The organism is Klebsiella sp. 141162, assembly GCF_050600755.1.
GTDB lineage: Bacteria > Pseudomonadota > Gammaproteobacteria > Enterobacterales > Enterobacteriaceae > Klebsiella > Klebsiella aerogenes.
In genome coordinates this window covers 316,905-341,355 of the sequence record NZ_JAQIRI010000002.1, presented here as the reverse complement: position 1 = coordinate 341,355, position 24,451 = coordinate 316,905, and the positions used below count along the sequence as shown (strand labels likewise).

The following is a 24,451-nucleotide window of genomic DNA, read 5'->3' as shown; positions in this document are numbered from 1 at the left end:
GGAGAATGACGGCGAAGTATCTTAATATCGCGCGGGAAATAAAAAAGCGGATCATTAGCCAGCAGTATCCTGCCAGCGCGCCGTTACCCGACCAGTTTGCGCTGGCGGCAGAGTTCAATACCAGCCGGATGACCATCCAGCAGGCAATGCGTCAGCTGATTGTCGAGGGTCTTATCTACACCCGCAAAGGTCAGGGTACCTTTGTACGGAAAAATTTCCTCCAGCTATCGCAGTGGGAACTGCCCGGCAGCGACTATTTTGGCGCCACTAAAACCTGGGAGCATCTTGGCGAGGTGCAAAGCGAAGTGCTGCGCTTTGAGCTGCGTTTTCCCAGCGAGAAGGAGCAAAGTTCGCTGCTGATCGACGCCGATGCGCCGGTGTATGACTTCGTCCGCCTGCGGTTGCTTAACGGCGAGCCGGTCTCGCTGGATCTTACGGTAATGCCGGTGGCGCTGGTGCCGGGGCTCAATAAAAGCCATCTGCAGAGTTCGGTGTTTCGTTACGTGCAGGAGACGCTGGGGCTGAAGCTGATGGGGTCTTATCGGGTGGTGCGGGCGAAGAAGCCGGATGATCTGGATAAATTACATCTTAACTGCGAGCCGACCGATCCGGTGCTGGAGGTTGAGCAGGTGATTTATCTGGAAGATGGTACGCCGCTGGAGTACGCGCACTGCCACTACCGCTACGATCATGGCGGGGTCATTCTGGTCAATAACGGCTAGCGGGAAGATTTGCCCTGCTGGCGCTGCGAGCAGATAAAAAAACGGCGGGCACCTGGCCCGCCGTTTTCATGTGCTAGCTGAAATTAGTTCAGGCGCACCGGCATCCCTGAACGGTTCTGGATCGCCTGATCCATTACGCTCTGGTCAACGTCAGGCTGGCTGGTCACCGACTGCACGGCCTGAGTCAGGCTGATAGGCACGATTTCGCCGCCTTTGAACTGCGCTTCGGTGGTCGACAGCGGGTTGTGTACTTCGACGTAGCGGCTGCCATCCGGTTCGGTCGTGGCTTTCACTGGCTCATCGATAAACTGCACGCGGGTGCCGACCGGCACGTTCTCAAACAGGAATTTGATGTCTTCGTTACGCAGACGCACGCAGCCGTGGCTCACGCGCAGGCCGATACCAAAGTTGGCGTTGGTACCGTGGATAGCGTACAGACGACCGATATACAGCGCGTACAGGCCCATCGGGTTATCCGGGCCTGCTGGCACGACTGCCGGCAGCGGGTTGCCTTCCGCGGCGTATTCGGCGTGCATTTTCGCCGTCGGGGTCCAGGTCGGGCCCGCTTTCTTACGTTCAACTTTGGTCGTCCAGTTGATCGGCGTATCTTTGCCCAACTGGCCGATACCGATCGGCAGTACGATCACGGTATTGGTGCCTTTCGGGTAGTAGTACAGACGCATCTCGGCGCTGTTGATGACGATACCTTCATGCACGGTGTCCGGCAGAATCAGCTGTTGCGGAATATTCAGCACGGTGCCGCCTTTCGGCAGGTAGGTATCCACGCCCGGGTTCGCTTCCAGCATGTTGGACAGACCCATCTGGTATTTGGCAGCGAAATATTCCAACGGCTGTTTATTATCGTCTGGAATAGTAATGACCTGGTTCTGGCCAATCAGACGGCTGCCGTCGGTCGGCAGAGGATAGGTAACAGCTGAAGCTGTGTTGCAAAAGCCCACGATGGCGAAGGCTGCCGCTAAGAGTGTCGATAATTTCATATTCTTCATGTCGTGCGCGGTGTCAACGCCACACGGGCCTTGTTAGATATTCAGATAGTAGATGGGAGCGCATTATATGTGCTTTCCGATAAACAGGTAAATCAGATGTGTACGAAATCACAATTTTTTCCTGTTGCTACTAGTGTAGTGCGCAACGCGCCGCTTTCACGGCGAATTGTCTGGTTATCGAAACGTGGATTAATCTTCCAGCAGCCGCGACTGTAACGCTTCGCGCGCCTGCGGCGTCAGGCGATATTCCTGCTCCAGCCATCGGTCGACATGACCGTAACGTTGTTCAATGCTGGACAACGCGGTCGCCAGATACGACTCCTGGACGGTCATGATGGCGGCGAGATTTTTACGTCCGTTATCATTAAGGCCTTCGCCGAAGGTGTCGAGCAGGAATCCTTCGACCTGCGCCAGCATCCCCTGGGTCAGCAGATACTCTTCCATGACCGTATTGCTATCGCAGCCGAGCGCGAACAGCGTCAGGGCGCAGCCGACGCCGGTACGGTCTTTACCAACCGCGCAGTGCTGCAGTAGCGCGCCGTCGAAAGGTTCCATCAACCACTGAGTCAACTGGCGATAGGCGGCGTTATCAAACGGCAATTGACGGTAGAGCTGTAGCATAAACTGCTCGCCGTCCATGGTGTTGAGGGTCGCGGCGTTAAACTCGGTGACTTTCGCATTGACGCTGCTGGAAAGCGGATTGGCCGGAGCGTTGAGGTAGAAGGCTTCGCTATTTAGCCGGTCAGGGCTGCGATTGACCTCTGTCGGATCGCGATAATCCAGCACCCGGCTCAGCGGAATAGCGCTGAGATGATTGAGATCCTCCGGCGTCATGTTGTGCAGCGAACCCGAGCGCAGCAGTTTGCCAGAACGTACGCGCCGGCCATCGGCCGCGCGTTGACCGCCGAGATCGCGAAAGTTGATGCCGCCTTGAAGCGAGATAAATGCAGGATGGCTGGTGCGGGTGGTCATAAATTCCCTCTGAATTGCGGATAATTATTATGTCTTAGCAATCGGTCATTTTGCGGTAAAACCCTGACCATAGCATAGTTATTGGCGGGCTTTTTACCGCAGTCCGTGAAAAGTGAACCATTTGCTGGCATAATGTCTGGTTCATCACATCCCTAATTCTCTATTTTCAGGATATCCTCGTGCTAGTATCCAGCAACGTCACCATGCAGTTTGGCAGTAAGCCGCTGTTTGAAAACATCTCCGTCAAATTTGGCGGCGGCAACCGCTACGGCCTGATTGGCGCCAACGGCAGCGGCAAATCCACGTTTATGAAGATCCTCGGCGGCGATCTTGAGCCGACGCTGGGCAACGTGTCTCTCGACCCGAACGAGCGCATCGGTAAGCTGCGCCAGGATCAGTTCGCCTTCGAAGAGTTCACCGTGCTGGATACGGTTATCATGGGCCACGGCGAGCTGTGGGAAGTGAAGCAAGAGCGCGATCGCATCTACGCGCTGCCGGAAATGAGCGAGGAAGACGGCTATAAAGTGGCCGACCTGGAAGTAAAATACGGCGAGATGGACGGTTACTCCGCCGAAGCGCGCGCCGGCGAACTGCTGCTCGGCGTCGGTATTCCGGTGGAGCAACATTACGGCCCGATGAGCGAAGTCGCGCCGGGCTGGAAATTGCGTGTCCTGCTGGCGCAGGCGCTGTTTTCCAATCCGGATATCCTGCTGCTCGATGAACCGACGAACAACCTCGACATCGATACTATTCGCTGGCTGGAGCAGGTGCTGAACGAACGTGACAGCACCATGATCATCATTTCGCACGACCGTCACTTCCTGAACATGGTCTGCACCCATATGGCGGATCTCGATTACGGCGAACTGCGCGTGTATCCGGGCAACTATGACGAATATATGACTGCGGCGACCCAGGCGCGTGAGCGTCTGCTGGCCGATAACGCCAAGAAGAAAGCGCAAATTGCCGACCTGCAGGCCTTTGTTAGCCGCTTTAGCGCCAACGCTTCAAAATCGCGTCAGGCGACCTCTCGCGCTCGTCAGATTGATAAAATTAAACTGGATGAAGTGAAAGCCTCCAGCCGTCAGAACCCGTTCATTCGCTTCGAACAGGATAAGAAACTGTTCCGTAACGCGCTGGAAGTGGAAGCGCTGGCGAAAGGTTTTGATAACGGCCCGCTGTTCAAAGGGGTTAATCTGCTGCTGGAAGTCGGCGAAAAGCTGGCGGTACTGGGGACCAACGGCGTCGGTAAATCAACGATGCTGAAAACGCTGGTTGGCGAACTGGAAGCGGACAACGGTACCGTTAAGTGGTCGGAAAACGCCCGTATCGGCTACTACGCGCAGGATCATGCCGAAGATTTCGAGAATGACCTGACGGTCTTTGACTGGATGAGCCAGTGGAAACAGGAAGGCGATGACGAGCAGGCGGTACGCAGTATCCTTGGTCGTCTGTTGTTTAGCCAGGACGATATCAAAAAGCCGGCGAAAGTCCTCTCCGGTGGCGAGAAAGGTCGCATGCTGTTCGGTAAGCTGATGATGCAGAAACCGAACATCCTGGTGATGGATGAACCGACTAACCACCTGGATATGGAATCGATCGAATCGCTGAACATGGCGCTGGAGATGTATCAGGGCACCCTGATTTTCGTTTCTCACGACCGTGAGTTCGTGAGTTCTCTGGCGACTCGCGTACTGGAGATCACTCCGGAACGCGTAATCGATTTCAGCGGCAACTACGAAGATTACCTGCGCAGTAAAGGTATCGAGTAATCCCTCTCCGTTACCCGGGTAGCGGCTGCGCCTTACCCGGATAATCCGAGGTACCGTTTTTTTGTCGGGTGGCGGCTAACGCCTTATCCGGCCTACGGTCCGTGCCATTGTAAGCTTAAGGTCTCTATCTTGTACCCATGGCTTCTGAAACTGTCCGTTACCGGGGCTACCAAACCGCACAGTGTTGTTTGCGCCGGATGGCGGCTGCGCCTTATCCGGCCTACGGTCCGTGCCATTGTGAGCTTAAGGTCTCTACCTTTTACCCATGGCTTCTGAAACTGTCCGTTACCGGGGCGACCAAACCGCACAGTGTTGTAGCCCCGGTAAGCGGTAGCGCCACCGGGGATTTTGAGACCACCAATACCGGCGGTTTCAGCGGGCCTTGGTCAGAGCATCCACTCCGTTCCTTCGACGCCATTCACCAGCAGTTGCCGTTTTTCTCCCGCCGGTAATGACAGCTTCAGCGCTTTCCAAGCCGGGCGATAGTTGCCGCGAGCATTGATATTCAGGTTTATGCTGTTGGCGCTGCAGGTCATTTCCCACTCCAGCCATAGCGCATCACCTTCTTTATAGCCCCAGCTTTCGCCGTCGTCTTCAAACAACAGACCGCGGGTTGAGCCGGTACCTTTCAGCGGGAACAACTGCAGTTCGCGACGATCGTCTTTTTGCGCATCGACGTGGCTGATACGTTCACTGAGCGGCAGACCGGCGCCGGCGCGTACCAGCAGCGGCAGTTTTTCCAGCGGCGCGTCCAGCGTTACCCACTGACCGCCGGCAAACCACTGGTGGCTGTAAAAATCGTACCAGCCGTCCTGATTATCGGGCAGCCACAGCTGGCGCTGACGGGCGCCGGGCTCGACCACGCTTGCTACCAGCAGATCGCGCCCCAGCATGAAGTCATCACACTCGGCGAAGGTCTGGGTATCGTGCTGGTGATCGAGGAAGGTCGGGCGCAGCATGGGTTCGTCATCGGCATGCGCCTGCCATAACAGGGTGTACAAATAGGGCAGTAGACGGTAGCGCAGCTCGATGGCTGAGCGGATCGCCGGGGTGATTTCCGGATACATCCAGGGTTCATTGACCGTCTGGTCGTCATTCCACGAGTGAATGGTAAAGCGCGGATGCATCACGCCGTTTTGCACCCAGCGAACGAACAGTTCTGGCTCGGGTTTATCGCCGGAGAAACCGCCGACGTCATGGCCGACGTTAAACAACCCGGAGAGACTCATCCCTAATCCCATTCGGGTGTTATAGCGCAGCGTATCCCAGTTGGTGCGGTTGTCGCCGCTCCAGGTCTGTACGTAGCGCTGCATCCCGGCGCAGCCGGAGCGGGAGATCAGATACGGGCGCTTTTGCGGCGCAAAGCGCTGCTGCGCTTCCAGCGAGGCGCGCATCATCAATAGCGGCATCACCGGACGAATATGCTTAATGGCGATTTCGCGGCCAAAGCCGTAGCAGCGGGCTTCGCCGTCCCATACCTCATATTCGTTGTTATCGTTCCAGGTCGAATCGATACCCATCTCCAGTAGCTGGGTGGTTACGCCTTCCTGCCACCAGGCCACGGTGTGCGGGTTGGTGAAGTCGAGATGCGAACCTTCATCGTCCCAGAAGCTGGAGCGCTCCGGCGTATCGGTTTGCGAATCGCGAATAAACAGGCCGCGTTCCGCCACTTCGCCATAGCGCGGGTGATCCTGCAGCAGGCACGGTTTGATATTGGCAGCCAGTTTCAGCCCGGCATCGTGGAACGACTGGCTCATCACTTTTGGCTGCGGCACCTTGTCGTAGTTCCAGTTAAAGACGTAGCGCTTGCCGTTGATTGAGGTATAGCCGGAAGAGAGCTGGAACGAATCACAGGGGATCGCATGCTGCTCGCACAGGCGGATAAAACTCATCAGCTGATTTTGCGCATCCGGCGCGTCAGTATAGTGCATCGTCGAACCGCTGTAGCCGAGGCTCCATTTTGGCCCAAAGAGGGTTTTACCGGTCAGACGGACGAACGCCTTGGTCACATCCAGCACCTGCTTACCGGTAAACAGGTAATAATCGATGTCGCCGGCTTCCGCCTGCCAGCGGCGATAGGCGGTGTGGTAGTTGTCGATTTCATTACCCAGATCCAGCCAGCAGCTGCTCAGGTTGTCATAAAACAGGCCATAGCTGATATCGCTGCGCTGCGTGATGGTAAACGGAATATGTTTATACAGCGGGTCTGTGCTGACGGCGTTGTAGCCCATGGCATCGAGGTTACGCATTTCGTAGCGCTTACCGTTACGCTGCAGGTCGCCGGCCTTTTCACCCAGACCATAGAAACGCTCATCTTTACGACGGCTGAGATAATGGGCGACGCCATCCCCGTGGGCATTTGCCAGATAGGCGCTGGTTGGGCGGTCATTGGCGAGCGTCTGCCACTCGCCGGCGTCGTCGCGATAGCTCCACTCCAGCCAAAGCGGCTGGTGGACGGTGACGCGCAGGTGGCTGGTGGCGATGGTCAGCGCGTCATCTTCTTTGGTCATCTGCCAGGCCGGGAGGCTAAAACCGCTGAGGTCATCCCGCGCGCGGCCTTCCCACGGCACATCCTGCTGCGGGGCGATACTCCAGGTGCGATCCAGCGCCAGTTGGCCCTGGCGCTTCAGCAGGACGCGGAATAAATTCTCTTCCAGCACGTACAGACACAAAGTGTGCTGACCATCAACGGTCAATTCAACGTGATGCTCCAGCTGTTGGTGCAAACTCCAGTGTTTCAACGTCTTCATATTTTACATCCACTCTCAGGCGCGCTTGGCGCGACGTTCAGCAATAAATGCCACCAGGAAAACGGCGCCAATCAGGTCAAAGAACCCCATGGCGATAAACAGCGGGTTGAAGCCGATTTTGTCGGCGGTCACCCCGATTAATAATGAGAACAGGAAGCTGGCGATCCATGCCGCGGAACCGCGCATACCGTTGACCGTCGCCATTTGTCCCTTGTCGAAAGACTCCACCACCAGCGCGCTGAGCATGCAGGAGATGATCTGGTGGCCGAAACCGCCAATGGAGATCAGGATGATGGTGATATAGGGATCGCGGGTAATAGCGACCAGCGCCAGCGAGATCATCAGAAACGCGCCGGTAACGGAACTGGCGATGACCGAGTTGACTCGCGTACAGCCGAACCAACGGACGTACAGGCGGGTGAGGTAGCCGCTGACCACGCTGCCAAGATCGGCGGCGAGGAACGGCAGCCAGGCGAACATCGCTATCTGCTTAAGATCCATACCGTGCTCTTTCGCCAGGTACAGCGGCACCCAGAAGCTCAGCACCGCCCAGGCGGGCTCGGCCATAAAAGCGGGGATGGCGATACCGTAGAAACGTTTGTTCTTCGAGACGGTTTTTAGCGCGGTAAAAAAGGGCAGCTTCACCGGCGGCGCTTCGTTGTCCTGCTTGATGTACTCCAGCTCGCTTTGGCTGAGATTCGGGTGTTTTTCCGGGCTCTGGTAGAACGCCCACCACAGCACGACCCACAGCAGCGCCAGCACGCCGGTAAACATAAACGCGCCCTGCCAGCCGAAGGAAGCGTGGGCGAAGTAGATGATAGGCGGCGCCAGCATTGCGCCGATAGAGAAGCCGACGCCAGCCCAGCCGGCGGCGATCGGCCGTTCGGATTTCGGGAACCACTCGCCGATGGTTTTAGCGTTAGCCGGGGTGGCGGCCGCCTCCGCGCCGCCCATAAAGAAGCGTAAAATAGCCAGATGCAGCCAGCTGCCTGCTCCGGCGTGCGCGATACAGGCTACTGCCCACAATGTGGCGCAAACCATAAAGCCCAGCTTGAGCCCGATGACGTCGATAAGCCAGCCGCACAGCGGTTGAAAGATGGTATAAGCCAGCTGAAATGCGCCGACGATCCACGAATATTGCTCGGTGGTAATACCGAGAGTGGCTTTCAGTTCCGGGGCAATAATCCCCAGCGAGTTGCGTGTGATGTAGTTGACGGTGACGCCAAGTAAAAACAGCACCAGCACCCACCAGCGCAGGTTTTTCACCACCCGACGCGTTTTGCTGACTGCCATATCATTGTTGAGGCCTTGACTCATAGAACTCTCCACAAGACGTTGTAGGGGGAAGTGACGCTTCAGCCGCTGAGTCGTCACGTAATAGTTCTAACCATTTGAATTATTAGTTTTTATTTCAATATCTATTGGTATAACTAGTATGGAAGATATTGGACCAATTCAAAATAAGGGAGAAAGGCGGCGGGCAGTAGCGCTATTTATGCAAAATTTTTCATGAGATGACGTAGTTCTCATAATTTGCCGGAGTATTTGCTTGTTGGTCAGGGTTTGGCGACTATGAAAATTCTTTCATTTTTGAATTGGAGCTGGATCACAGAATGGATAAAAAGCTGCGAGTCGCCGAAATTGCCGCCCGCACCGGGCTGTCAGCCAGTACGGTTTCGCGCGTCTTAGCCGGAAAAGCGAATACCAGCGAAAAGGCCCGTCAGGCGGTATTGGCCTGCGCCCGCGAGCTGGGGGTGATGCAGGGATTGGCCGCCGGGCGGCTACTGTTGAATAACCTGCTGATTTTTGCGCCGCAGCGGGCCTTCGACGAACGCTCAGATATCTTCTACTACCGCGTCATCCAGAGTATCAATAACGCGCTGGCGCCGCATGAAGTGCGTCTGCGCTATTGCGCGCTGGAAGAAAACGACAGCGACGCCAATCTGTTTCTGGCCCGCATGAACGAGACCGATACCCAGGCGGCGGTATTACTGGGGATCGACGATCGGCATATCCACGCGCTGGCGGCGGATCTTGGCAAACCTTGTGTATTAATTAACTGCCGGGATGAAGGGATGCGTCTCCCCTCCATTGCGCCTGACCATCGGCTGATTGGCCAGTGCGCCGCTCGTTATCTGTTTGATATGGGCCATCAGGCGGTAATGAACGTGATGTGCCTGCGCCGCTATACCATGGAGCTACGGCTGGTGGGTATTAAAGAGGCATGGCGCGCGCGCAACCTGCGGTTTACCGGTAGCCGCGACCTGATTAGCGTCGCCAACTTTAGCGCCCGAGAAACGGAAGAGCAGGTCGGGGCCTGGCTCGACGCTTTACAGGGGCGCCCGATACCGACGGCGTTCCTGGTGGGCGGCGATTTTATGGCCGCCGGTACCGTCAGCGCGCTGCAAAAACGAGGCCTGCGGGTGCCGCAGGATGTCTCGGTGATGAGTATCGACGGTTTTAATCTGGCGGCGATTCAGGACGTGCCGCTAACGGCGATTCATGTGCCGCGGGATGAGCTCGGCAGCGAGGCGGTGCATCTTTTGCAGCAGCGTCTGCTACGCCCGGAAGCGCCGCACGGCTCGCTGCTGCTGCACGGCGCCCTGGTGGTACGCGATTCGGTGCGGCGGATCCGGCCTGGCAAGAGCCATACCGCCGTAGAACAGCAAGGTCTGTATGATGATTAGATCTTCATGCCCAATGCGCGTTTGCCGTGATCGTTAAGATCGGCCACGGTGAAGCGCGCCTGCCAGTCGCATTCGTAATCTTCACGCGGGAAATCCCCCGGCGAGGCGCCTTTTTCCAGCGCGATTTTTACCTTCTGCGCATAGGCGAGGTTTTTTTCGCACATCGGCGCGGCCGGGATGTACATGACGTTGCCCCAGCCCTGTTGATTTTCCACCGGCGCGACCGAGTGAATGACATCGCAGTGCCACCAGACAGAATCACCGGCATTCAGCGCGGGAATTGAGCTTAGCGCTTTGATGAGCAATGGATGCCATTGCTCAGAGATAGGCAACACCTTGCCCGGCGCGACGCCGCACAGTTCATCTTCCGGCACATCATCCAGCAGCGGACGCAGCAGTACGTAAGCCATCGCCTCCGGGATCGGCACCACGTGCAGTAGCCCTTGACCGGGGATCATGTCCGACAGCGCCGTCCAGCCCTGGAAGGTGCGGAACACCGAACATTTGGTGGTGTTATCGACGGTGTACTCTTCAACTTCGGTACGGTGCGCCGCGTCCCACGGATCGTAGGCGTCGATATTGCCATTAAAGACGTTGGCGAAAACCTGCTGATAGGCGGGAAGCAGCCAGCGCTCGAGCGCCCCGGAATCGGTATGCGCGCCCAGCCCCTTTGACGTGGTTCCCGGCGGGCGGCGGCGGATGCGGTCAGGGTAAATCACGCTGACATCCGGATCGAACCAGCGTTTGCCGTCCTGTTCGAAGCGCCACAGGCGGTTAAGGAAGGATTGTACCGCCGCCATTTCATCGCTCTGGCGCGCCTGCATTTGCGAGGGCGACCAGTAGATCGGATAGATCTCCGGGCGCGAAGCCTCCAGCGAGCCGAAGAAGCTGTCGCCAGGCCCTTTGTAAACGTCGTCGAAATGGTTCAGATCCAGGTATTCCAGCATCGCGTTATCCCAGGCCAGCGCCTGTTCGCGCGGGTAGTGGCCTTTGATAACCGCGCAACCGCGGCGCTTAATCGCCTCACGCTGCGCATCGCTCACTTTCCCCTGGGCGATATCGCTAAACGGGATCGTCGGCCAGACCTCCTGGCCTGCGGCTTTCAGGGCGTTAATCTCGTCCAGACGCTCGCTGATACGCGCCGAGAGTTTATCGAACACTGACTGAACATCGCCGATTTGCGCGCGTAGGGCCTGTTTCATCTGGCGAATCGCCGCTTTATGGTCGGCAGGTAATGTTTCGTGGGTAGGGAGAGCAGCCATAATCACCTCGCTGTATCTTTCATTCGAAAGTATTAAGTCTTACAAACGTTAATTTAAGTTAAATTAGAGTTAATGCAAGTTTAAAATTATGCAGCGGCGCACAAAATGGAAAAGCCGGGGCGGATACCCCGGCACAGGATCAGTCGTTGAAAGGGGAGGTCTTATCGAGAACGGCCTGAATCACCTTCAACGCGCCGTCGTGGTTATTGTCATCGGTGGTGAAACCGGCGATGGCTTTGATGCTGTCGGCAGCGTTGGCCATAGCAAAAGCATATTTCACCAGTTTTAACATTTCGGCGTCATTGCCGCTGTCGCCAATTGCTACGCATTGCTGCGGCGAAAGGTTCCAGCGTTTGAGCAGACGGCTGATGCCGTTGGCTTTATGCAGGCCGGGGATAATCAAATCGACAAAGCCAAAGCCGCTGGTGACCGGCTTCATGATCCCATCCAGCGAGACGTGCAATTTATCGATAAGCTGCGGGATATCGCTATCAGGCAGGTTGAGGGAGAATTTGAATAGCGTATCGTCGATGCGATGGTAATCGCTTACCCGCTGCAGACGATGGTAGTGCTTCGACATCAGCTCAACAAAAGCGTCCGGGGCTTTATCGCTCACGTATGCGCTTTGCAGGCCGCAGGCGACAAAGTTGAGCTGCGGATCTTTCAGCAGTTCGCCAATCACCACCTGCGACTCGTGACGGGTCAGTTCGCCGTGGAACAACTGTTTGCCATGCTCGTAAACCAGAGCGCCGTTTTCTGCGACGAATGAAATCTGCTCGCGAATTTCCGGGAAAAATGAGATCAGCTGATAGTACTGGTTGCCGCTGGCGACAACAAATTCAATACCTTGCTGTTTAAGCTGCGCAAACTGCGCGAGGAAACGCGGGCGGTCATACTGCTTGGCGTCATTGAGAAAAGTTCCGTCCATATCGGTGACGATAACTTTAACGGTCATAAGAGGTGCTCCTGGCTTAACTTCGACCAGTAACATTCTAATTACAATGTGATGGGGAGCACAAATTTATTTCGAATGAAAGTTACCTATTCATCAGCATGCCCGTCAGCGTAGCTACCGGGCATGGAAGCAGTAACCCGGCTCAGCGCAGCGCCGGCCGGGTATTTTCCTTACAGCGTATGCTCGGTACGGGCGATGATGTCGTCCTGGGTATCCGGCGACAGGGCGGTGAAGAACGCCGAGTATCCGGCGACGCGGACCACTAAATCGCGGTACTGGTCAGGGTGTTTCTTGGCTTCCAGCAGCGTTTCGCGTGACACGATGTTGTACTGGATATGCCAGCCTTTATGCACCTCGAAGAAGGTGCGCAGCAGCACCATCAGCTTTTGCTTATCAGACTCGTTCTCCAGCGTGGAAGGATTCAGCTTCTGGTTGAGCAGCACGCCGCCGAGGATCGCGCCGGTCGGCAATTTACCTACCGAACTGATAACCGCCGTTGGCCCCAGGTGATCGGTACCGGAGGCCGGGCTGGCCCCTTCCGCTAGCGGCGCGTGCGCTTTACGGCCATCCGGCGTCGCCATGGTCTGCGCGCCGAACGGGACGTTAGCGGAGATAGACGACGTACCGGCGTAATAGTTACCGCCAATCGGGCCGCGGCCGTAACGCGGGTTATGGTACTGCTTCAGCTCGTCGATATAGGTCTGATAGGCGCGGGCCAGCAGAATGTCGACGCTGTCGTCATCGTTACCGTACTTCGGCGCGCCGTTGATCAAGCGCTGACGTAACTGCTCATGGGTCAGGCCGGCAAAATCTTCCGCCAGCGCCTTCGCCAGCTCCTGCTGGCCGATGACGCCCTGATCGAAGACCAGTTTTTTCACCGCCGCCAGGCTGTTGCCGAGGTTGGCAATCCCGACCTGCAGACCGGAAACCCAGTCATACTTCGCGCCGCCTTGCTTGATGCTTTTCGCCCGTTCGATGCAGTCATCGACCAGCGCCGAGCAGAGAATATCGTGGACGTTCTCTTCCAGCATGGTATCGACAACGTACTCAATCTCGATGGATTTACGGGTGTAGTAGCGGATCTGAGTATCCCAGTCTTCCAGCACCTGGTCGAAGTTAGCGAAGTTACCTTTCGATAGCGCATGTTGCTGGGCAAGGAACACCTGGCCGCTGGTGGCATCGCGGCCGCCTTCCAGCGTCGCCAGCATCACCCGCGCGAAGTTAATAAAGCTCATGCCGGTGCAGCGATAGCCCCATTTGCCGCCGACCGCGGTTTCGATACAGCCGATAGCGGCGTAATCGTAGGCGTCCTGCGGCTCAATGCCGAGCTTGATAAATTCCGGGATGACGATTTCATCGTTATTAAACGCCGGCATGCCGAAACCGCAGCGGATCACCTGCACGCAGGCGTCGAGGAAGTCGTTGCTCATCCCGGCGTGGTAACGCACGCTGAGGTTCGGCTGGGTCGAGCGCAGGCGGCCGCAGGATTCGAGGATCGCATACGACAGCGGGTTGACGGCGTCCTGCGGTTGACCGTCGACCAGATTTTGCCCGCCGATGGTGACGTTCTGGTACAGCGGGCTACCGGCAGAAGCTTTGGAATGCGATCCGGAGCGAATTTTGTTGACCTCCAGCAGCTTCAGCCAGCAGCAATGCAGCAGCTCAATGGCCTGTTCGCGATCCAACGATTGCTGCAGTTCAACGTCGCGGCGGTAGTATGGATAGAGGTACTGGTCCATGCGGCCAAAAGAGACCGAGTGGCCGTTGGATTCAATCTGCAGGATCAACTGAATGAAGTAGCAGAGCTGCAGCGCCTGCCAGAAGGTTTTCGGCGGCTCGTGGGCGATAATTTCACAGTTTTCGGCGATCGCCAGCAGCTCGTCGCGGCGCAATTCACGCGGCTCCTGCGCCGCCATGTCGCGCGCCAGCGTAGCGAAGCGTTTGCAGTGTTCGCTCACTGCCGCGAGCACGATATCGATCGCCTTCAGGAACTGTTCGCCGTGCAGATCTTCCAGCACCGTCAGATTAATACGCGAGCGGCGCTCAGCGACCTTCGCGCGCATGCCGTCGAGCCCTTTTTCCAGCAGCAGCGGATAGTTGACCGCCAGGTGGGCGTCGCCGGAAGTCATGTTGCCTTCGGCTTTGATAATGCCGGTAGCGAGCAGCGCTTTTTGTTCATCGGTAAACATGCCGTAGCAGCGGTCCTGAACGGTCTGCCCGCGCCACCATGGGCAGACTTCATGTAATACGCGCTTATTCTCTTCGCTGACCGAGAAGCCGGCGCCCGGACGGTCGGCGAGATCGTCGATCTCTTTCTCAATCCAGCTGACGGTATATTCCGGGAAAATCGGCGCGGCGCGAACTTCGCTGGCCTGGTTGCCGACGATCAGCTCATCGTGCTTGATCCAGATAGTGCGTTCCGCCAGGTGATGGGCCAGCGCCAGCGCGCGACGTACCGGGATCGGTTTATCGAGATGTTGCTGATAGGCGGCGGTATAGTGTTGGGCGCGCTCGGTACAAACCAGCGGCTTAACGATATGCACCAGCGCCATTTTATGCGCCTGAATGCGGGCGCTCAGAGTATCCAGTTTTAAGGTGGTCATAAGTTATCCTCGTAGGGTCGCCGTTAAACCTTTGCTTTGCGCGTACTGCTGCGCAAAGGCCAGCAGCTCTGGAGCGGCCAGCGGTTTGTCCGGTGCGGTATAGGGCTGACTGAGTAGTTGGTATTTATTCATTCCCAGCGTGTGGTACGGCAGGAAATGGATTTCGCTGACCTGAAGACGGTCGGCGGCAAAATCGGTAATCGCGGTAATGTCGGCTTCGCTGGCGTTAAATCCCTGAATTAATGGGACGCGAATGATGATTTTTTTCCCTGCCTGCGCCAGGCGCTGCAGGTTATCCAGCACCCGGCGGGCGCTGCCGTCGGTCCACTGCTGGAAGACGGCGTCATCGACGTGCTTCAGGTCGGCCAGAAACAGATCGACAAACGGTAAAGAGGGTTCAATGTACTTCCACGGTACGTGCAGGCAGGTTTCCACGGCGGTGTGAATGCCCGCCTGATGGCTGGCTTCGAACAGCGCCTGCGCCAGCGTCGGGTTCATAAAGGGCTCGCCGCCGGAAAGGGTGATGCCGCCACCGCTGCGATCGTAAAACGGTTTATCGCGCAGCACCGTCGCCATAATTTCCGTCACGCTTTTTTCCTCGCCGCAGACCGTCAGCGCGGTAGTAGGGCAGCAGTCGCGTAGCGCGGCGATATGGTCGTCGTTGACGTTTTGCCGATGGATAATCAGGCCGTCCAGAGTACGGGTAATCACCTCCGGCGCCGCCTGCTGACACAGCTCGCAGCCGTCAAGACACAGCCGCGCGTCGTACAGCAGGTCTTCGCTGCGGGCGCGGCTTTCCGGGTTCTGACACCAACGGCAGCCCAGCGAACAGCCTTTAAGGAATACGACGGTACGGATCCCCGGGCCGTCATGGGTGGAGTAGCGCTGGATGTTGAAGATCATGATTTACCCTCTTATTTGCATATGAAGATTAAATAACTTTCGAATGAAAGTTATATTGACGCAAATCAACAATCAGAGTGGGTAGTAGAGATGGGGAGAAAAAGAACGGCGTGGTTCACAAAATAACCGGCGACCTGCCTCGCCGGCGGCTGGAATTAGCGTGAACCACACACCTCGCATTGGGGGTGGCGCATCAGCTTCATTTCGCGAAACTGGCAGGTCATCGCGTCATACATCACGATTTTTCCCCTGGCGGGGGTGCCGTAACCGGTCAACAGTTTAATCGCCTCCATGGCCTGCAGCGAACCGATAGTGCCGACCAGCGGCGCCATCACCCCGGCTTCGACGCAGGTGAGGGCGTTTTCGCCGAACAGGCGGCTCAGGCAGCGATAGCATGGCTCGCCGTCCTGATAGGTAAAGACGCTGATTTGCCCTTCCATACGAATCGCCGCGCCGGAGACCAGTGGGGTTTTGTGCTGGAAGCAGCCGGCGTTAAGCTGGTTGCGAATAGCAACGTTGTCGGTACAGTCCAGTACCAGATGGTGATCGGCAATCTGCGTTGCCAGCGCCGCGTCATCCAGCATTGCATTGATGGCGACCAGCCGAACGTGCGGGTTAATGCGCGCCAGCGCATCGCGGGCGGAATCGACCTTCGGCTGGCCGATGGTCGCGTCGCTGTGCAGCGTCTGGCGTTGTAGATTGGATAATGAAACGGTATCGAAATCCAGCAGGGTGAGCTGACCCACCCCAGCTGCCGCCAGGTATTGAGCGGCGGCGCAGCCGAGCCCGCCGAGGCCGACGACCAGTACGCGAGCGGCTTTTAAGCGCTCCTGACCGTCGAAATCAAACCCCCGCAGCACGATCTGCCGGTTATAGCGCAGCATCTCCTCGTCGCTCAGCTCAACGGCCATTACAGCCCCCCAAACAGATGATTAAAGGGCTCGACTTCGACCCATTCGCCCGCTTCGACGTTGCCGCGTTCGCGCTCCAGTACGATAAAGCAGTTACCGAGGCTGAATGAGCTGAAAATGTGCGAACCCTGATGCCCGGTGGTGCTCACCACCAGTTCGCCTTCCGGATTGCGCTGCAGCACGCCGCGCTGGAAGTCGAGGCGGCCCGGCGATTTTTTCAACCGGCTGGCGGCGCGCACGCGCAGACGCATCGGCTGGGTTTGGCCGCGATTGCCGGAGAGCTTGGCCAGCAGCGGCTGAACCAGTTGATAGAAGGTTAAGGTGGCGGAAACCGGGTTGCCCGGCAGGCCGCAGAACCAGCTGTTGCTGAGCTTGCCGAAGGCGAACGGTTTACCCGGCTTAATCGCCAGCTTCCAGAAGCCAATCTCGCCCAGTTCTTCGAGGATGGTTTTGGTGTAATCGGCTTCGCCCACGGAGACGCCGCCGGAACTGATCACTACATCTGCCTGCTGGTCGGCGGCGATAAAGGCGTCGCGCAGCTTCGCCGGATCGTCAGGAATAATACCGAGGTTGATCACCTCGCAGCCCAGCTGTTCGAGCATCAAATGTACCGCCAGGCGGTTGGTATCATAGATCTGGCCGTCGCCGAGCGGTTGGCCTGGCAGCTGGAGCTCATCGCCGGTCGAGAAGACCGCGACGCGCACTTTACGCAGCACCTCAACTTCAGCTATGCCCAGCGACGCCAGCACCGGCAGTTCCGCAACGGTAAGACGAGTCCCTGCCGGGAATACTACCGCGCCGTTGGCGATATCTTCGCCGCGACGGCGTATATTTTGCCCGGCTTTCACCGGCGCGATGAAGCGCACGCCCGCATCGCTTTGTTCCGTTTCTTCCTGCATAACCACGGCGTCGCAGCCTTCAGGCACCGGCGCGCCGGTCATGATGCGGATACAGGTGCCCGCCGGCCAGGTATCGTGGAACGGTTGGCCGGCAAAGGCCTTACCGGCAACCGGCAGCGCCGCGCCGTCGGCGACATCGGCCAGGCGCACGACATAGCCGTCCATCGCCGAATTATCAAAACCGGGTACGTCCAGCGGCGAAACGACATCATGGGCGGTCACGCGCGAAAAGGCCTGCAGCAGCGGCAGGGTCTCCGTGGCCTGCAGCGGCGAAATACGGTCGAGCATCTGAGTCAGGGCTGTGTCGAGCGGCATCAGTCCGGCGGTAAAATCCATGGGTTACTCCTGCTGGCAAAACGTCGAAAACGCCTATTATGGCAGAAAAGCGCCGGCGACTGTATGCCACTGCGGTACGAGGCTTTACATCACCGGATGCTCTTTCTATATTCAAAAAATGTATAAAAGGTTAGTCAGTATAATGATATCTATAGAGTTTATGGCAAAGGAAAGATCGAATGGGTAAGGCGGTAATAGCAATCCACGGCGGCGCCGGCGCAATTAGCCGAGCGCAGATGTCGCCGGAGCGCGAACGCGAGTATGTAGCCGCGCTGTCGGCCATCGTCGATAGCGGACAAAAAATGCTGGCAGCAGGCGCCAGCGCACTGGATGCGGTGACCGAAGCGGTACGTCTGCTGGAAGAGTGCCCGCTATTTAACGCTGGAATAGGTTCCGTGTTTACCCACGATCAAACGCACGAACTGGATGCCTGCGTGATGGATGGCTATAGCCTGCAGGCCGGCGCGGTCGCGGGCGTAAAGCATCTGCGTAACCCGGTGCTGGCGGCGCGTATGGTGCTGGAAGAAAGTCCGCACGTGCTGCTTATCGGCGAAGGGGCGGAAAAGTTTGCCGCCTCGCGCGGGATGGCGCTGGTTGAAAACGAGTTATTTTCTACCACCGAGCGGCTTCTGCAGTTGCAGCAGGCGAAAGAGGGCGGCGAGATTATTCTCGACCACCATGTCGCGCCGCTTGACGAACGCCACAAAATGGGGACCGTTGGCGCGGTGGCGCTGGACCTGGCCGGTAATCTGGCGGCAGCGACCTCCACCGGCGGAATGACCAATAAACTGCCCGGTCGCGTCGGCGACAGCCCGCTGCCGGGCGCGGGCTGCTATGCCAATAATGCCAGCGTCGCGGTCTCCTGCACCGGCACCGGCGAAGTCTTCATGCGCACGCTCGCCGCTTACGACATTTCAGCGTTGATGGAGTACGGCAACCTCAGCCTGTTTGAGGCCTGCGAGCGGGTGGTGCAGGAAAAACTGCCGGCGCTGGGCGGCAGCGGGGGCCTTATCGCCATCGACCGCGAGGGGAATGTCGTGCTGCCTTTCAATAGCGAAGGTATGTACCGGGCGTGGTGTTATGCGGGCGATACGCCGACGATTGGAATTTATCGCGAATAAAAGGAGAAGCGAGCTTGCCGCAAAGTCATGAAATTGATGAAGACGATGTGCTGGTGGTACGCGATCTTAACGTCGCCTTTAGCCAGCAGCGGCAGCGCGTTTCCGCGGTGCGTAACCTGTCGTTCAGCCTTCGCCGCGGCGAGACGCTAGCTATCGTCGGCGAGTCCGGTTCCGGAAAATCAGTGACCGCCCTGGCGCTGATGCGCCTGCTCGACGAGGCGGTCAGCGAGGTCAGCAGCGAGGCGTTACTGCTGCGTCGACGCAACCGTCAGGTGATTGATATTAATGCACAAACGGCGGGGCAGATGCGTCAGGTTCGCGGCGCGGACGTGGCGATGATTTTTCAGGAGCCGATGACCTCGCTGAACCCGGTATTCACCATCGGCGAACAGATTGCCGAATCTATCCGTCTCCATCAGGGGCTACGGCGTGACGAGGCGCTGCGGGAAGCCAAAAAGATGCTCGAGCGGGTGCGCATTCCGGAAGCGGCAGCGATGCTTTCACGCTATCCGCATCAGCTTTCCGGCGGCATGCGCCAGCGGGTGATGATCGCCATGGCGTTATCGTGTCGCCCGGCGGTACTGATTGCCGATGAACCCACCACCGCGCTGGACGTCACGATTCAGGCGCAGATCCTACAGCTTATCGCCGCGCTGCAAAAAGAGATGGCGATGGGGGTGATGTTTATCACTCACGATATGGGCGTGGTGGCGGAGATCGCCGATCGCGTGCTGGTGATGTATCGCGGCGAAGCGGTAGAAAGCGGGCGCGTCGACGATATTTTTCGCGCCCCGCAGCACCCTTATACCCGGGCGCTATTGGCGGCGGTGCCGAAGCTCGGCTCAATGCGCGGCAGCGATTTACCGCGGCGCTTCCCGCTGCTCAACGACGGTGTGACCCAGCAGCCGGAACAGAATACCGTGGTCGCCGGCAAACCGATTTTACAGGTGCGCGATTTGGTCGCGCGTTTCCCGATCCGCGGCGGTATTCTCAACCGCGTCACCCGCGAAGTACACGCGGTGGAAAAAGTGAGTTTCGATCTGTGGCCGGGCGAAACGCTGTCGCTGGTCGGCGAATCAGGCTGCGGTAAATCGACTACCGGGCGGGCGCTGCTGCGGCTGGTGGAAGCGCAGGGCGGCAGCATCACCTTTAACGGCCAGCGTATTGATGCGCTGTCCGGCGGCAAACTGCAGACGCTGCGTCGCGATATTCAGTTTATTTTTCAGGATCCTTACGCCTCGCTCGATCCGCGGCAGACGGTCGGGTATTCCATTATGGAGCCGCTGCGCGTGCATGGTCTGCTGGAGGGAGACGCGGCTCGCGAACGCGTCGCCTGGCTGTTGCAGCGCGTGGGGCTGGAGGCGGAACACGCGTGGCGTTATCCGCATGAGTTTTCCGGCGGCCAGCGGCAGCGTATCTGTATCGCCCGTGCGCTGGCGCTCAATCCGAAAGTGGTGATCGCCGATGAGTCGGTGTCGGCGCTGGACGTGTCGATTCGCGCGCAGATTATTAATCTGCTGCTCGATTTACAGCGTGAAATGGGCATCGCATTTCTGTTTATTTCCCATGACATGGCGGTGGTGGAGCGCATCAGCCACCGCGTAGCGGTGATGTATCGCGGGCGGATTGTGGAGATTGGCCCGCGTCGCGCCGTGTTTGAGAACCCGCAGCATCCTTACACCCGTAAACTGATGGCGGCGGTGCCGGTCGCCGACCCGGCGCATCGTCAACCGCAGCGCGTATTGCTCTCTGACGAGTTGCCGGGGAATATCTATAAACCGGGAGAAGAAATCGACAGCGCGCCGTTACAGCTGGTAGCGCCGGGACATTATGTCGCCCGCGAGCCCGCCGATGTACTGAGCCGATAACAACCTAACGCACTCTTGCAGGAGCATAACAACATGACTCAACCTGTTACACGCAAATGGCTACTGGCGCTTGGCATCGCCTCGGCGCTGGCGGCGACGCCGGCCTTCGCCGCGAAAGATGTGGTAGTGGCAGTCGGTTCCAACTTCACGACCCTCGATCCCTATGACGCGAACGATACCTTATCGCAGGCGGTGGCGAAGTCGTTTTATCAAGGCCTGTTCGGCCTTGATAAAGAGATGAAGCTGCAAAACGTGCTGGCGGAAAGTTATACCGTTTCGGCGGATGGGCTGGTGTATACCATCAAGCTGCACAGCGGGGTGAAATTCCAGGATGGCACCGATTTTAACGCCGAGGCGGTGAAAGCGAATCTCGACCGCGCCAGCAATCCGGATAACCATCTCAAACGCTATAACCTGTACAAGAATATCGCCAGCACCGAGGCGGTGGATCCGACGACGGTCAAAATCACGCTCAAACAACCGTTCTCGGCGTTTATCAATATCCTTGCCCATCCGGCGACGGCGATGATTTCGCCAGCGGCGCTGAAAAAATATGGCAAGGAGATCGGCTTCCACCCGGTAGGTACCGGGCCGTATAAGCTCGACACCTGGAATCAGACCGATTTCGTCAAGGTCAGCAAGTTTGACGGTTACTGGCAGCCGGGGCTGCCGAAGCTGGATTCCATTACCTGGCGCCCGGTAGTCGATAATAACACCCGTGCGGCGATGCTGCAGACCGGCGAGGCGCAGTTCGCCTTCCCGATCCCTTACGAGCAGGCGCCGCTGCTGGCGAAAAACAGCAAGCTGGAGCTGGTGGCCAGCCCGTCGATTATGCAGCGCTATATCAGCATGAACGTAACGCAGAAGCCGTTCGATAATCCGAAGGTGCGGGAAGCCATTAACTATGCGATTAACCGTCAGGCGCTGGTTAAGGTCGCGTTTGCCGGATACGCCACCCCGGCGACCGGCGTCGTGCCGCCTTCTATTGCCTACGCTCAGACTTACACCGCATGGCCTTACGACCCGGCGAAAGCCCGTCAGTTGCTGAAAGAAGCCGGTTTCCCTAACGGCTTCAGCACCACGCTGTGGTCATCGCATAATCACAGCACCGCGCAGAAGGTACTGCAGTTTACCCAGCAGCAGCTGGCGCAGGTGGGTATTAAAGCGCAGGTGACGGCGATGGATGCCGGACAGCGTGCGGCGCAGGTTGAAGGCAAGGGGCAGAAAGAGAGCGGGGTGCGGATGTTCTACACCGGCTGGTCAGCGTCGACTGGCGAAGCCGACTGGGCGCTGTCGCCGCTTTTCGCCTCACAAAACTGGCCGCCGACCCTGTTTAACACCGCGTTTTACAGCAATCCGCAGGTCGATAAAGACCTGAGCGAGGCGCTGAAAACGACCGATGCGCAACAGAAGACCAAACTCTATAAAGATGCGCAGGACATTATCTGGAAAGAGTCGCCGTGGGCGCCGCTGGTGGTAGAAAAGCTGGTGTCGGCGCATAGCAAAAACCTGACCGGGTTTTATATTCAGCCGGATACCGGTTTTAGCTTCGAGCAGGCGGATCTGACGCAGTGATAGTGCTTATGCTCACGCGTTCCCTCTGTCGAAATGGGAGGGGACGATGCTGAATTACGTTCTGAAGCGCCTGCTGGGGCTCATTCCGACGCTGTTTATCGTCGCCGTGCTGGTGTTCCTGTTTGTGCATATGCTGCCGGGCGATCCGGCGCGGCTGATCGCCGGGCCGGAAGCCGATGCGCAGGTGGTGGCGATGGTACGCCAACAGCTGGGGCTCGATCAGCCGTTGCACGTGCAGTTCTGGCACTACATCACCAATGTATTGCAGGGTGATTTCGGTATCTCGATGGCTTCGCGCCGCCCGGTGACCAGCGAAATCGCCAGCCGCTTCATGCCGACGCTGTGGCTGACGCTTGCCAGCATGAGCTGGGCGGTGCTGTTCGGCATGGCGGCGGGCATCGCCGCGGCGGTGTGGCGCAATCGCTGGCCGGATCGGCTGGGGATGGCGCTGGCGGTAACCGGTATCTCCTTCCCGGCGTTCGCTCTCGGCATGCTGCTGATGCAGGTCTTTTCCGTTGAGCTGGGCTGGCTGCCGACGGTCGGCGCCGACAGCTGGCGGCACTATATTCTGCCATCGTTGACCCTTGGCGCCGCGGTGGCATCGGTGATGGCGCGCTTTACCCGCGCGTCGTTCGTTGACGTGCTGCATGAGGATTACATGCGTACCGCGCGGGCTAAAGGGGTGAGCGAAACGCTGGTGGTGTTGAAGCATGGTCTGCGCAACGCGATGATCCCGGTAGTGACCATGATGGGTCTGCAGTTCGGTTTTCTGCTCGGCGGCTCCATTGTGGTGGAGAAGGTCTTCAACTGGCCGGGGCTTGGGCGACTGCTGGTCGATTCCGTGGAGATGCGCGACTACCCGGTGATTCAAGCGGAGGTGCTGCTATTTTCGCTGGAGTTCATTCTTATCAACTTAGTGGTGGACGTGCTGTATGCCGCCATTAACCCGGCTATCAGGTACAAGTAAGGTGCGATTGCTCAACTGGAGAAGGGAAGCGGTTATCAACGCCATGCCGGGCGTTAAGCCCGGACAGATCCGCACGCCGTGGCATGAGTTCTGGCGGCGTTTTCGTCGCCAGCCGGTGGCGATGACGGCGGGGATATTTGTGCTGCTGCTGATTGTCGTCGCGATTATCGCGCCGTGGATAGCGCCGTATGACGCGGAAAACTATTTCGATTACGACCGCCTGAACGAAGGGCCGTCAATGGTGCACTGGTTCGGCGTCGATTCGCTGGGGCGCGATATTTTCAGCCGGGTGCTGGTCGGCGCGCAGATTTCGCTGGCCGCCGGGGTACTGGCGGTGCTGATTGGCGCGCTGATTGGCACCGTGCTCGGCCTGCTGGCCGGGTACTACGAAGGCTGGTGGGACCGTATCACCATGCGCATCTGCGATGTGCTATTTGCTTTCCCCGGCATTCTGTTGGCGATTGCGGTGGTGGCGGTGATGGGCAGCGGGATGGCCAACGTGATTATCGCGGTGGCGATATTCTCAATTCCGGCGTTCGCCCGCCTGGTGCGCGGCAATACGCTGGTGCTGAAGCAGCAGACGTTTATTGAGTCGGCGCGCAGTATTGGCGCCAGCGACACGACTATTCTGTTCAACCATATTTTGCCCGGTACGGTATCGTCGATCGTGGTCTATTTTACCATGCGCATCGGCGTGTCGATTATCTCCGCCGCCAGCCTGTCGTTCCTCGGCCTTGGCGCGCAGCCGCCGACGCCGGAGTGGGGGGCGATGCTGAATGAAGCGCGCGCGGATATGGTGATGGCGCCGCATGTGGCATTATTCCCGGCAATCGCCATTTTCCTGACGGTGCTGGCGTTTAATCTATTGGGCGACGGCCTGCGCGATGCGTTGGATCCGAAGATAAAGGGGTAGGGGACGAGCACGGCGGTAGCAAAGTTGGTAGATACTATTATCGGCTTGCAGCCGTTTCGCTACAGGACAAAGGGTTGTCCTGTGCTGTTTCCGAGAACATTGCGCTCCCGATATTTCTTCTGCGTTATGGCTCTCATGGCGCAGGGAGCGCACAGAGGGCGGCCAGTCGCCGCCGCCCTCTGTACTCCCGGGCTCTGGCCGCCAAAATCGCCACTTCGTGGTACCTTC

18 protein-coding genes are annotated in these 24,451 nt (G+C 58.0%); 8 read left to right on the top strand and 10 right to left on the bottom strand.

From position 1 onward, the window contains the following. Positions 1-5: 5 nt before the first annotated feature. On the top strand, positions 6-722 hold the full coding sequence (locus tag PGR23_RS09155) for a GntR family transcriptional regulator (RefSeq protein WP_045395027.1): 717 nt from the start codon (positions 6-8) through the stop codon (positions 720-722). An 83-nt stretch (positions 723-805) separates the two neighbouring features. On the opposite strand, the gene ldtB is transcribed toward PGR23_RS09155, so the two are convergent. Then, positions 806-1,720, bottom strand: coding sequence for a L,D-transpeptidase (gene ldtB / locus PGR23_RS09150; protein ID WP_015367569.1), 915 nt, complete (start codon positions 1,718-1,720; stop codon positions 806-808). Positions 1,721-1,918: 198 nt separating this feature from the next. Next, entirely contained in the window at positions 1,919-2,701 is a 783-nt protein-coding gene (locus PGR23_RS09145; RefSeq protein ID WP_047049100.1) for a tyrosine-protein phosphatase, read from the bottom strand. Between the two features lie 179 nt (positions 2,702-2,880). Here PGR23_RS09145 and PGR23_RS09140 point away from each other — a divergent pair, with 179 nt between their 5' ends. Next, positions 2,881-4,473, top strand: a complete 1,593-nt coding sequence (locus tag PGR23_RS09140; protein WP_015367567.1) for an ABC-F family ATPase — start codon at positions 2,881-2,883, stop codon at positions 4,471-4,473. A 386-nt stretch (positions 4,474-4,859) separates the two neighbouring features. Here the strand turns inward: PGR23_RS09140 and PGR23_RS09135 are convergent, their stop codons facing one another. Together PGR23_RS09135 and PGR23_RS09130 are read right to left on the bottom strand one after the other, a co-directional pair. Beyond that, the gene (locus PGR23_RS09135; RefSeq protein ID WP_213797523.1) at positions 4,860-7,223 is read right to left on the bottom strand and encodes a glycoside hydrolase family 31 protein; all 2,364 of its coding nucleotides are present in this window, start codon (positions 7,221-7,223) and stop codon (positions 4,860-4,862) included. A gap of 15 nt (positions 7,224-7,238) precedes the next feature. Further along, complete coding sequence (locus PGR23_RS09130; protein WP_045374148.1) at positions 7,239-8,540, bottom strand: MFS transporter; 1,302 nt, start codon at positions 8,538-8,540, stop codon at positions 7,239-7,241. Between the two features lie 296 nt (positions 8,541-8,836). On the opposite strand from PGR23_RS09130, the gene PGR23_RS09125 reads away from it, so the two are divergent. Further along, positions 8,837-9,910 (top strand): LacI family DNA-binding transcriptional regulator, encoded by a 1,074-nt coding sequence (locus tag PGR23_RS09125; protein ID WP_047049095.1) that lies wholly within the window; start codon positions 8,837-8,839, stop codon positions 9,908-9,910. Here PGR23_RS09125 and PGR23_RS09120 read toward each other — a convergent pair. From PGR23_RS09120 to moeA, 6 genes are all read right to left on the bottom strand, one after another. Then, a complete protein-coding gene (locus tag PGR23_RS09120) occupies positions 9,907-11,172 on the bottom strand; it encodes a DUF1479 domain-containing protein (protein ID WP_396279822.1) in 1,266 nt (421 codons plus the stop codon). The two genes, PGR23_RS09125 and PGR23_RS09120, sit on opposite strands and share 4 nt — an antisense overlap. A 139-nt stretch (positions 11,173-11,311) precedes the next feature. Next, on the bottom strand, positions 11,312-12,127 hold the full coding sequence (locus PGR23_RS09115; RefSeq protein WP_045395017.1) for a Cof-type HAD-IIB family hydrolase: 816 nt from the start codon (positions 12,125-12,127) through the stop codon (positions 11,312-11,314). 170 nt (positions 12,128-12,297) lie between these two features. Continuing rightward, positions 12,298-14,730: a formate C-acetyltransferase/glycerol dehydratase family glycyl radical enzyme gene (locus PGR23_RS09110; RefSeq protein WP_430915621.1), complete on the bottom strand. Its 2,433-nt coding sequence runs from the start codon at positions 14,728-14,730 to the stop codon at positions 12,298-12,300. 3 nt (positions 14,731-14,733) lie between these two features. Then, positions 14,734-15,633 (bottom strand): glycyl-radical enzyme activating protein, encoded by a 900-nt coding sequence (locus tag PGR23_RS09105; RefSeq protein ID WP_396279821.1) that lies wholly within the window; start codon positions 15,631-15,633, stop codon positions 14,734-14,736. 155 nt (positions 15,634-15,788) lie between these two features. After that, positions 15,789-16,544 carry a molybdopterin-synthase adenylyltransferase MoeB gene (gene moeB / locus PGR23_RS09100; RefSeq protein WP_396279820.1) on the bottom strand — a complete coding sequence of 252 codons (756 nt, stop codon included), beginning with the start codon at positions 16,542-16,544 and terminating at the stop codon, positions 15,789-15,791. Further along, positions 16,544-17,779, bottom strand: a complete 1,236-nt coding sequence (moeA, locus tag PGR23_RS09095) for a molybdopterin molybdotransferase MoeA (protein WP_396279819.1) — start codon at positions 17,777-17,779, stop codon at positions 16,544-16,546. The genes moeB and moeA overlap by 1 nt, the downstream gene beginning before the upstream one ends. 179 nt (positions 17,780-17,958) lie before the next feature. On the opposite strand from moeA, the gene iaaA reads away from it, so the two are divergent. From iaaA to gsiD, 5 genes are read left to right on the top strand one after another with little or no spacing between them, the layout of a single operon-like run. Then, positions 17,959-18,900, top strand: coding sequence for a beta-aspartyl-peptidase (gene iaaA / locus PGR23_RS09090; protein ID WP_396279818.1), 942 nt, complete (start codon positions 17,959-17,961; stop codon positions 18,898-18,900). 14 nt (positions 18,901-18,914) lie between these two features. After that, complete coding sequence (gene gsiA, locus PGR23_RS09085) at positions 18,915-20,768, top strand: glutathione ABC transporter ATP-binding protein GsiA (protein ID WP_289577081.1); 1,854 nt, start codon at positions 18,915-18,917, stop codon at positions 20,766-20,768. 33 nt (positions 20,769-20,801) lie between these two features. Further along, complete coding sequence (gene gsiB, locus PGR23_RS09080; protein ID WP_396279817.1) at positions 20,802-22,343, top strand: glutathione ABC transporter substrate-binding protein GsiB; 1,542 nt, start codon at positions 20,802-20,804, stop codon at positions 22,341-22,343. Positions 22,344-22,389: 46 nt separating this feature from the next. After that, entirely contained in the window at positions 22,390-23,310 is a 921-nt protein-coding gene (gene gsiC, locus PGR23_RS09075; RefSeq protein ID WP_020079290.1) for a glutathione ABC transporter permease GsiC, read from the top strand. Position 23,311: 1 nt separating this feature from the next. After that, entirely contained in the window at positions 23,312-24,223 is a 912-nt protein-coding gene (gsiD, locus tag PGR23_RS09070; RefSeq protein ID WP_045395003.1) for a glutathione ABC transporter permease GsiD, read from the top strand. Positions 24,224-24,451 lie beyond the last annotated feature (228 nt).

Excerpts from the sequence above, each read along its gene's own strand:
- PGR23_RS09130 (WP_045374148.1), bottom strand. The coding sequence starts at position 8,540 with ATGAGTCAAGGCCTCAACAATGATATGGCAGTCAGCAAAACGCGTCGG.
- PGR23_RS09120 (WP_396279822.1), bottom strand. The coding sequence starts at position 11,172 with ATGGCTGCTCTCCCTACCCACGAAACATTACCTGCCGACCATAAAGCG.
- gsiC (WP_020079290.1), top strand. The coding sequence starts at position 22,390 with ATGCTGAATTACGTTCTGAAGCGCCTGCTGGGGCTCATTCCGACGCTG.
- moeA (WP_396279819.1), bottom strand. The coding sequence starts at position 17,779 with ATGGATTTTACCGCCGGACTGATGCCGCTCGACACAGCCCTGACTCAG.
- PGR23_RS09135 (WP_213797523.1), bottom strand. The coding sequence starts at position 7,223 with ATGAAGACGTTGAAACACTGGAGTTTGCACCAACAGCTGGAGCATCAC.
- iaaA (WP_396279818.1), top strand. The coding sequence starts at position 17,959 with ATGGGTAAGGCGGTAATAGCAATCCACGGCGGCGCCGGCGCAATTAGC.
- moeB (WP_396279820.1), bottom strand. The coding sequence starts at position 16,544 with ATGGCCGTTGAGCTGAGCGACGAGGAGATGCTGCGCTATAACCGGCAG.
- PGR23_RS09155 (WP_045395027.1), top strand. The coding sequence starts at position 6 with ATGACGGCGAAGTATCTTAATATCGCGCGGGAAATAAAAAAGCGGATC.
- PGR23_RS09105 (WP_396279821.1), bottom strand. The coding sequence starts at position 15,633 with ATGATCTTCAACATCCAGCGCTACTCCACCCATGACGGCCCGGGGATC.
- ldtB (WP_015367569.1), bottom strand. The coding sequence starts at position 1,720 with ATGAAATTATCGACACTCTTAGCGGCAGCCTTCGCCATCGTGGGCTTT.
- PGR23_RS09125 (WP_047049095.1), top strand. The coding sequence starts at position 8,837 with ATGGATAAAAAGCTGCGAGTCGCCGAAATTGCCGCCCGCACCGGGCTG.
- PGR23_RS09115 (WP_045395017.1), bottom strand. The coding sequence starts at position 12,127 with ATGACCGTTAAAGTTATCGTCACCGATATGGACGGAACTTTTCTCAAT.
- PGR23_RS09145 (WP_047049100.1), bottom strand. The coding sequence starts at position 2,701 with ATGACCACCCGCACCAGCCATCCTGCATTTATCTCGCTTCAAGGCGGC.
- gsiB (WP_396279817.1), top strand. The coding sequence starts at position 20,802 with ATGACTCAACCTGTTACACGCAAATGGCTACTGGCGCTTGGCATCGCC.
- PGR23_RS09110 (WP_430915621.1), bottom strand. The coding sequence starts at position 14,730 with ATGACCACCTTAAAACTGGATACTCTGAGCGCCCGCATTCAGGCGCAT.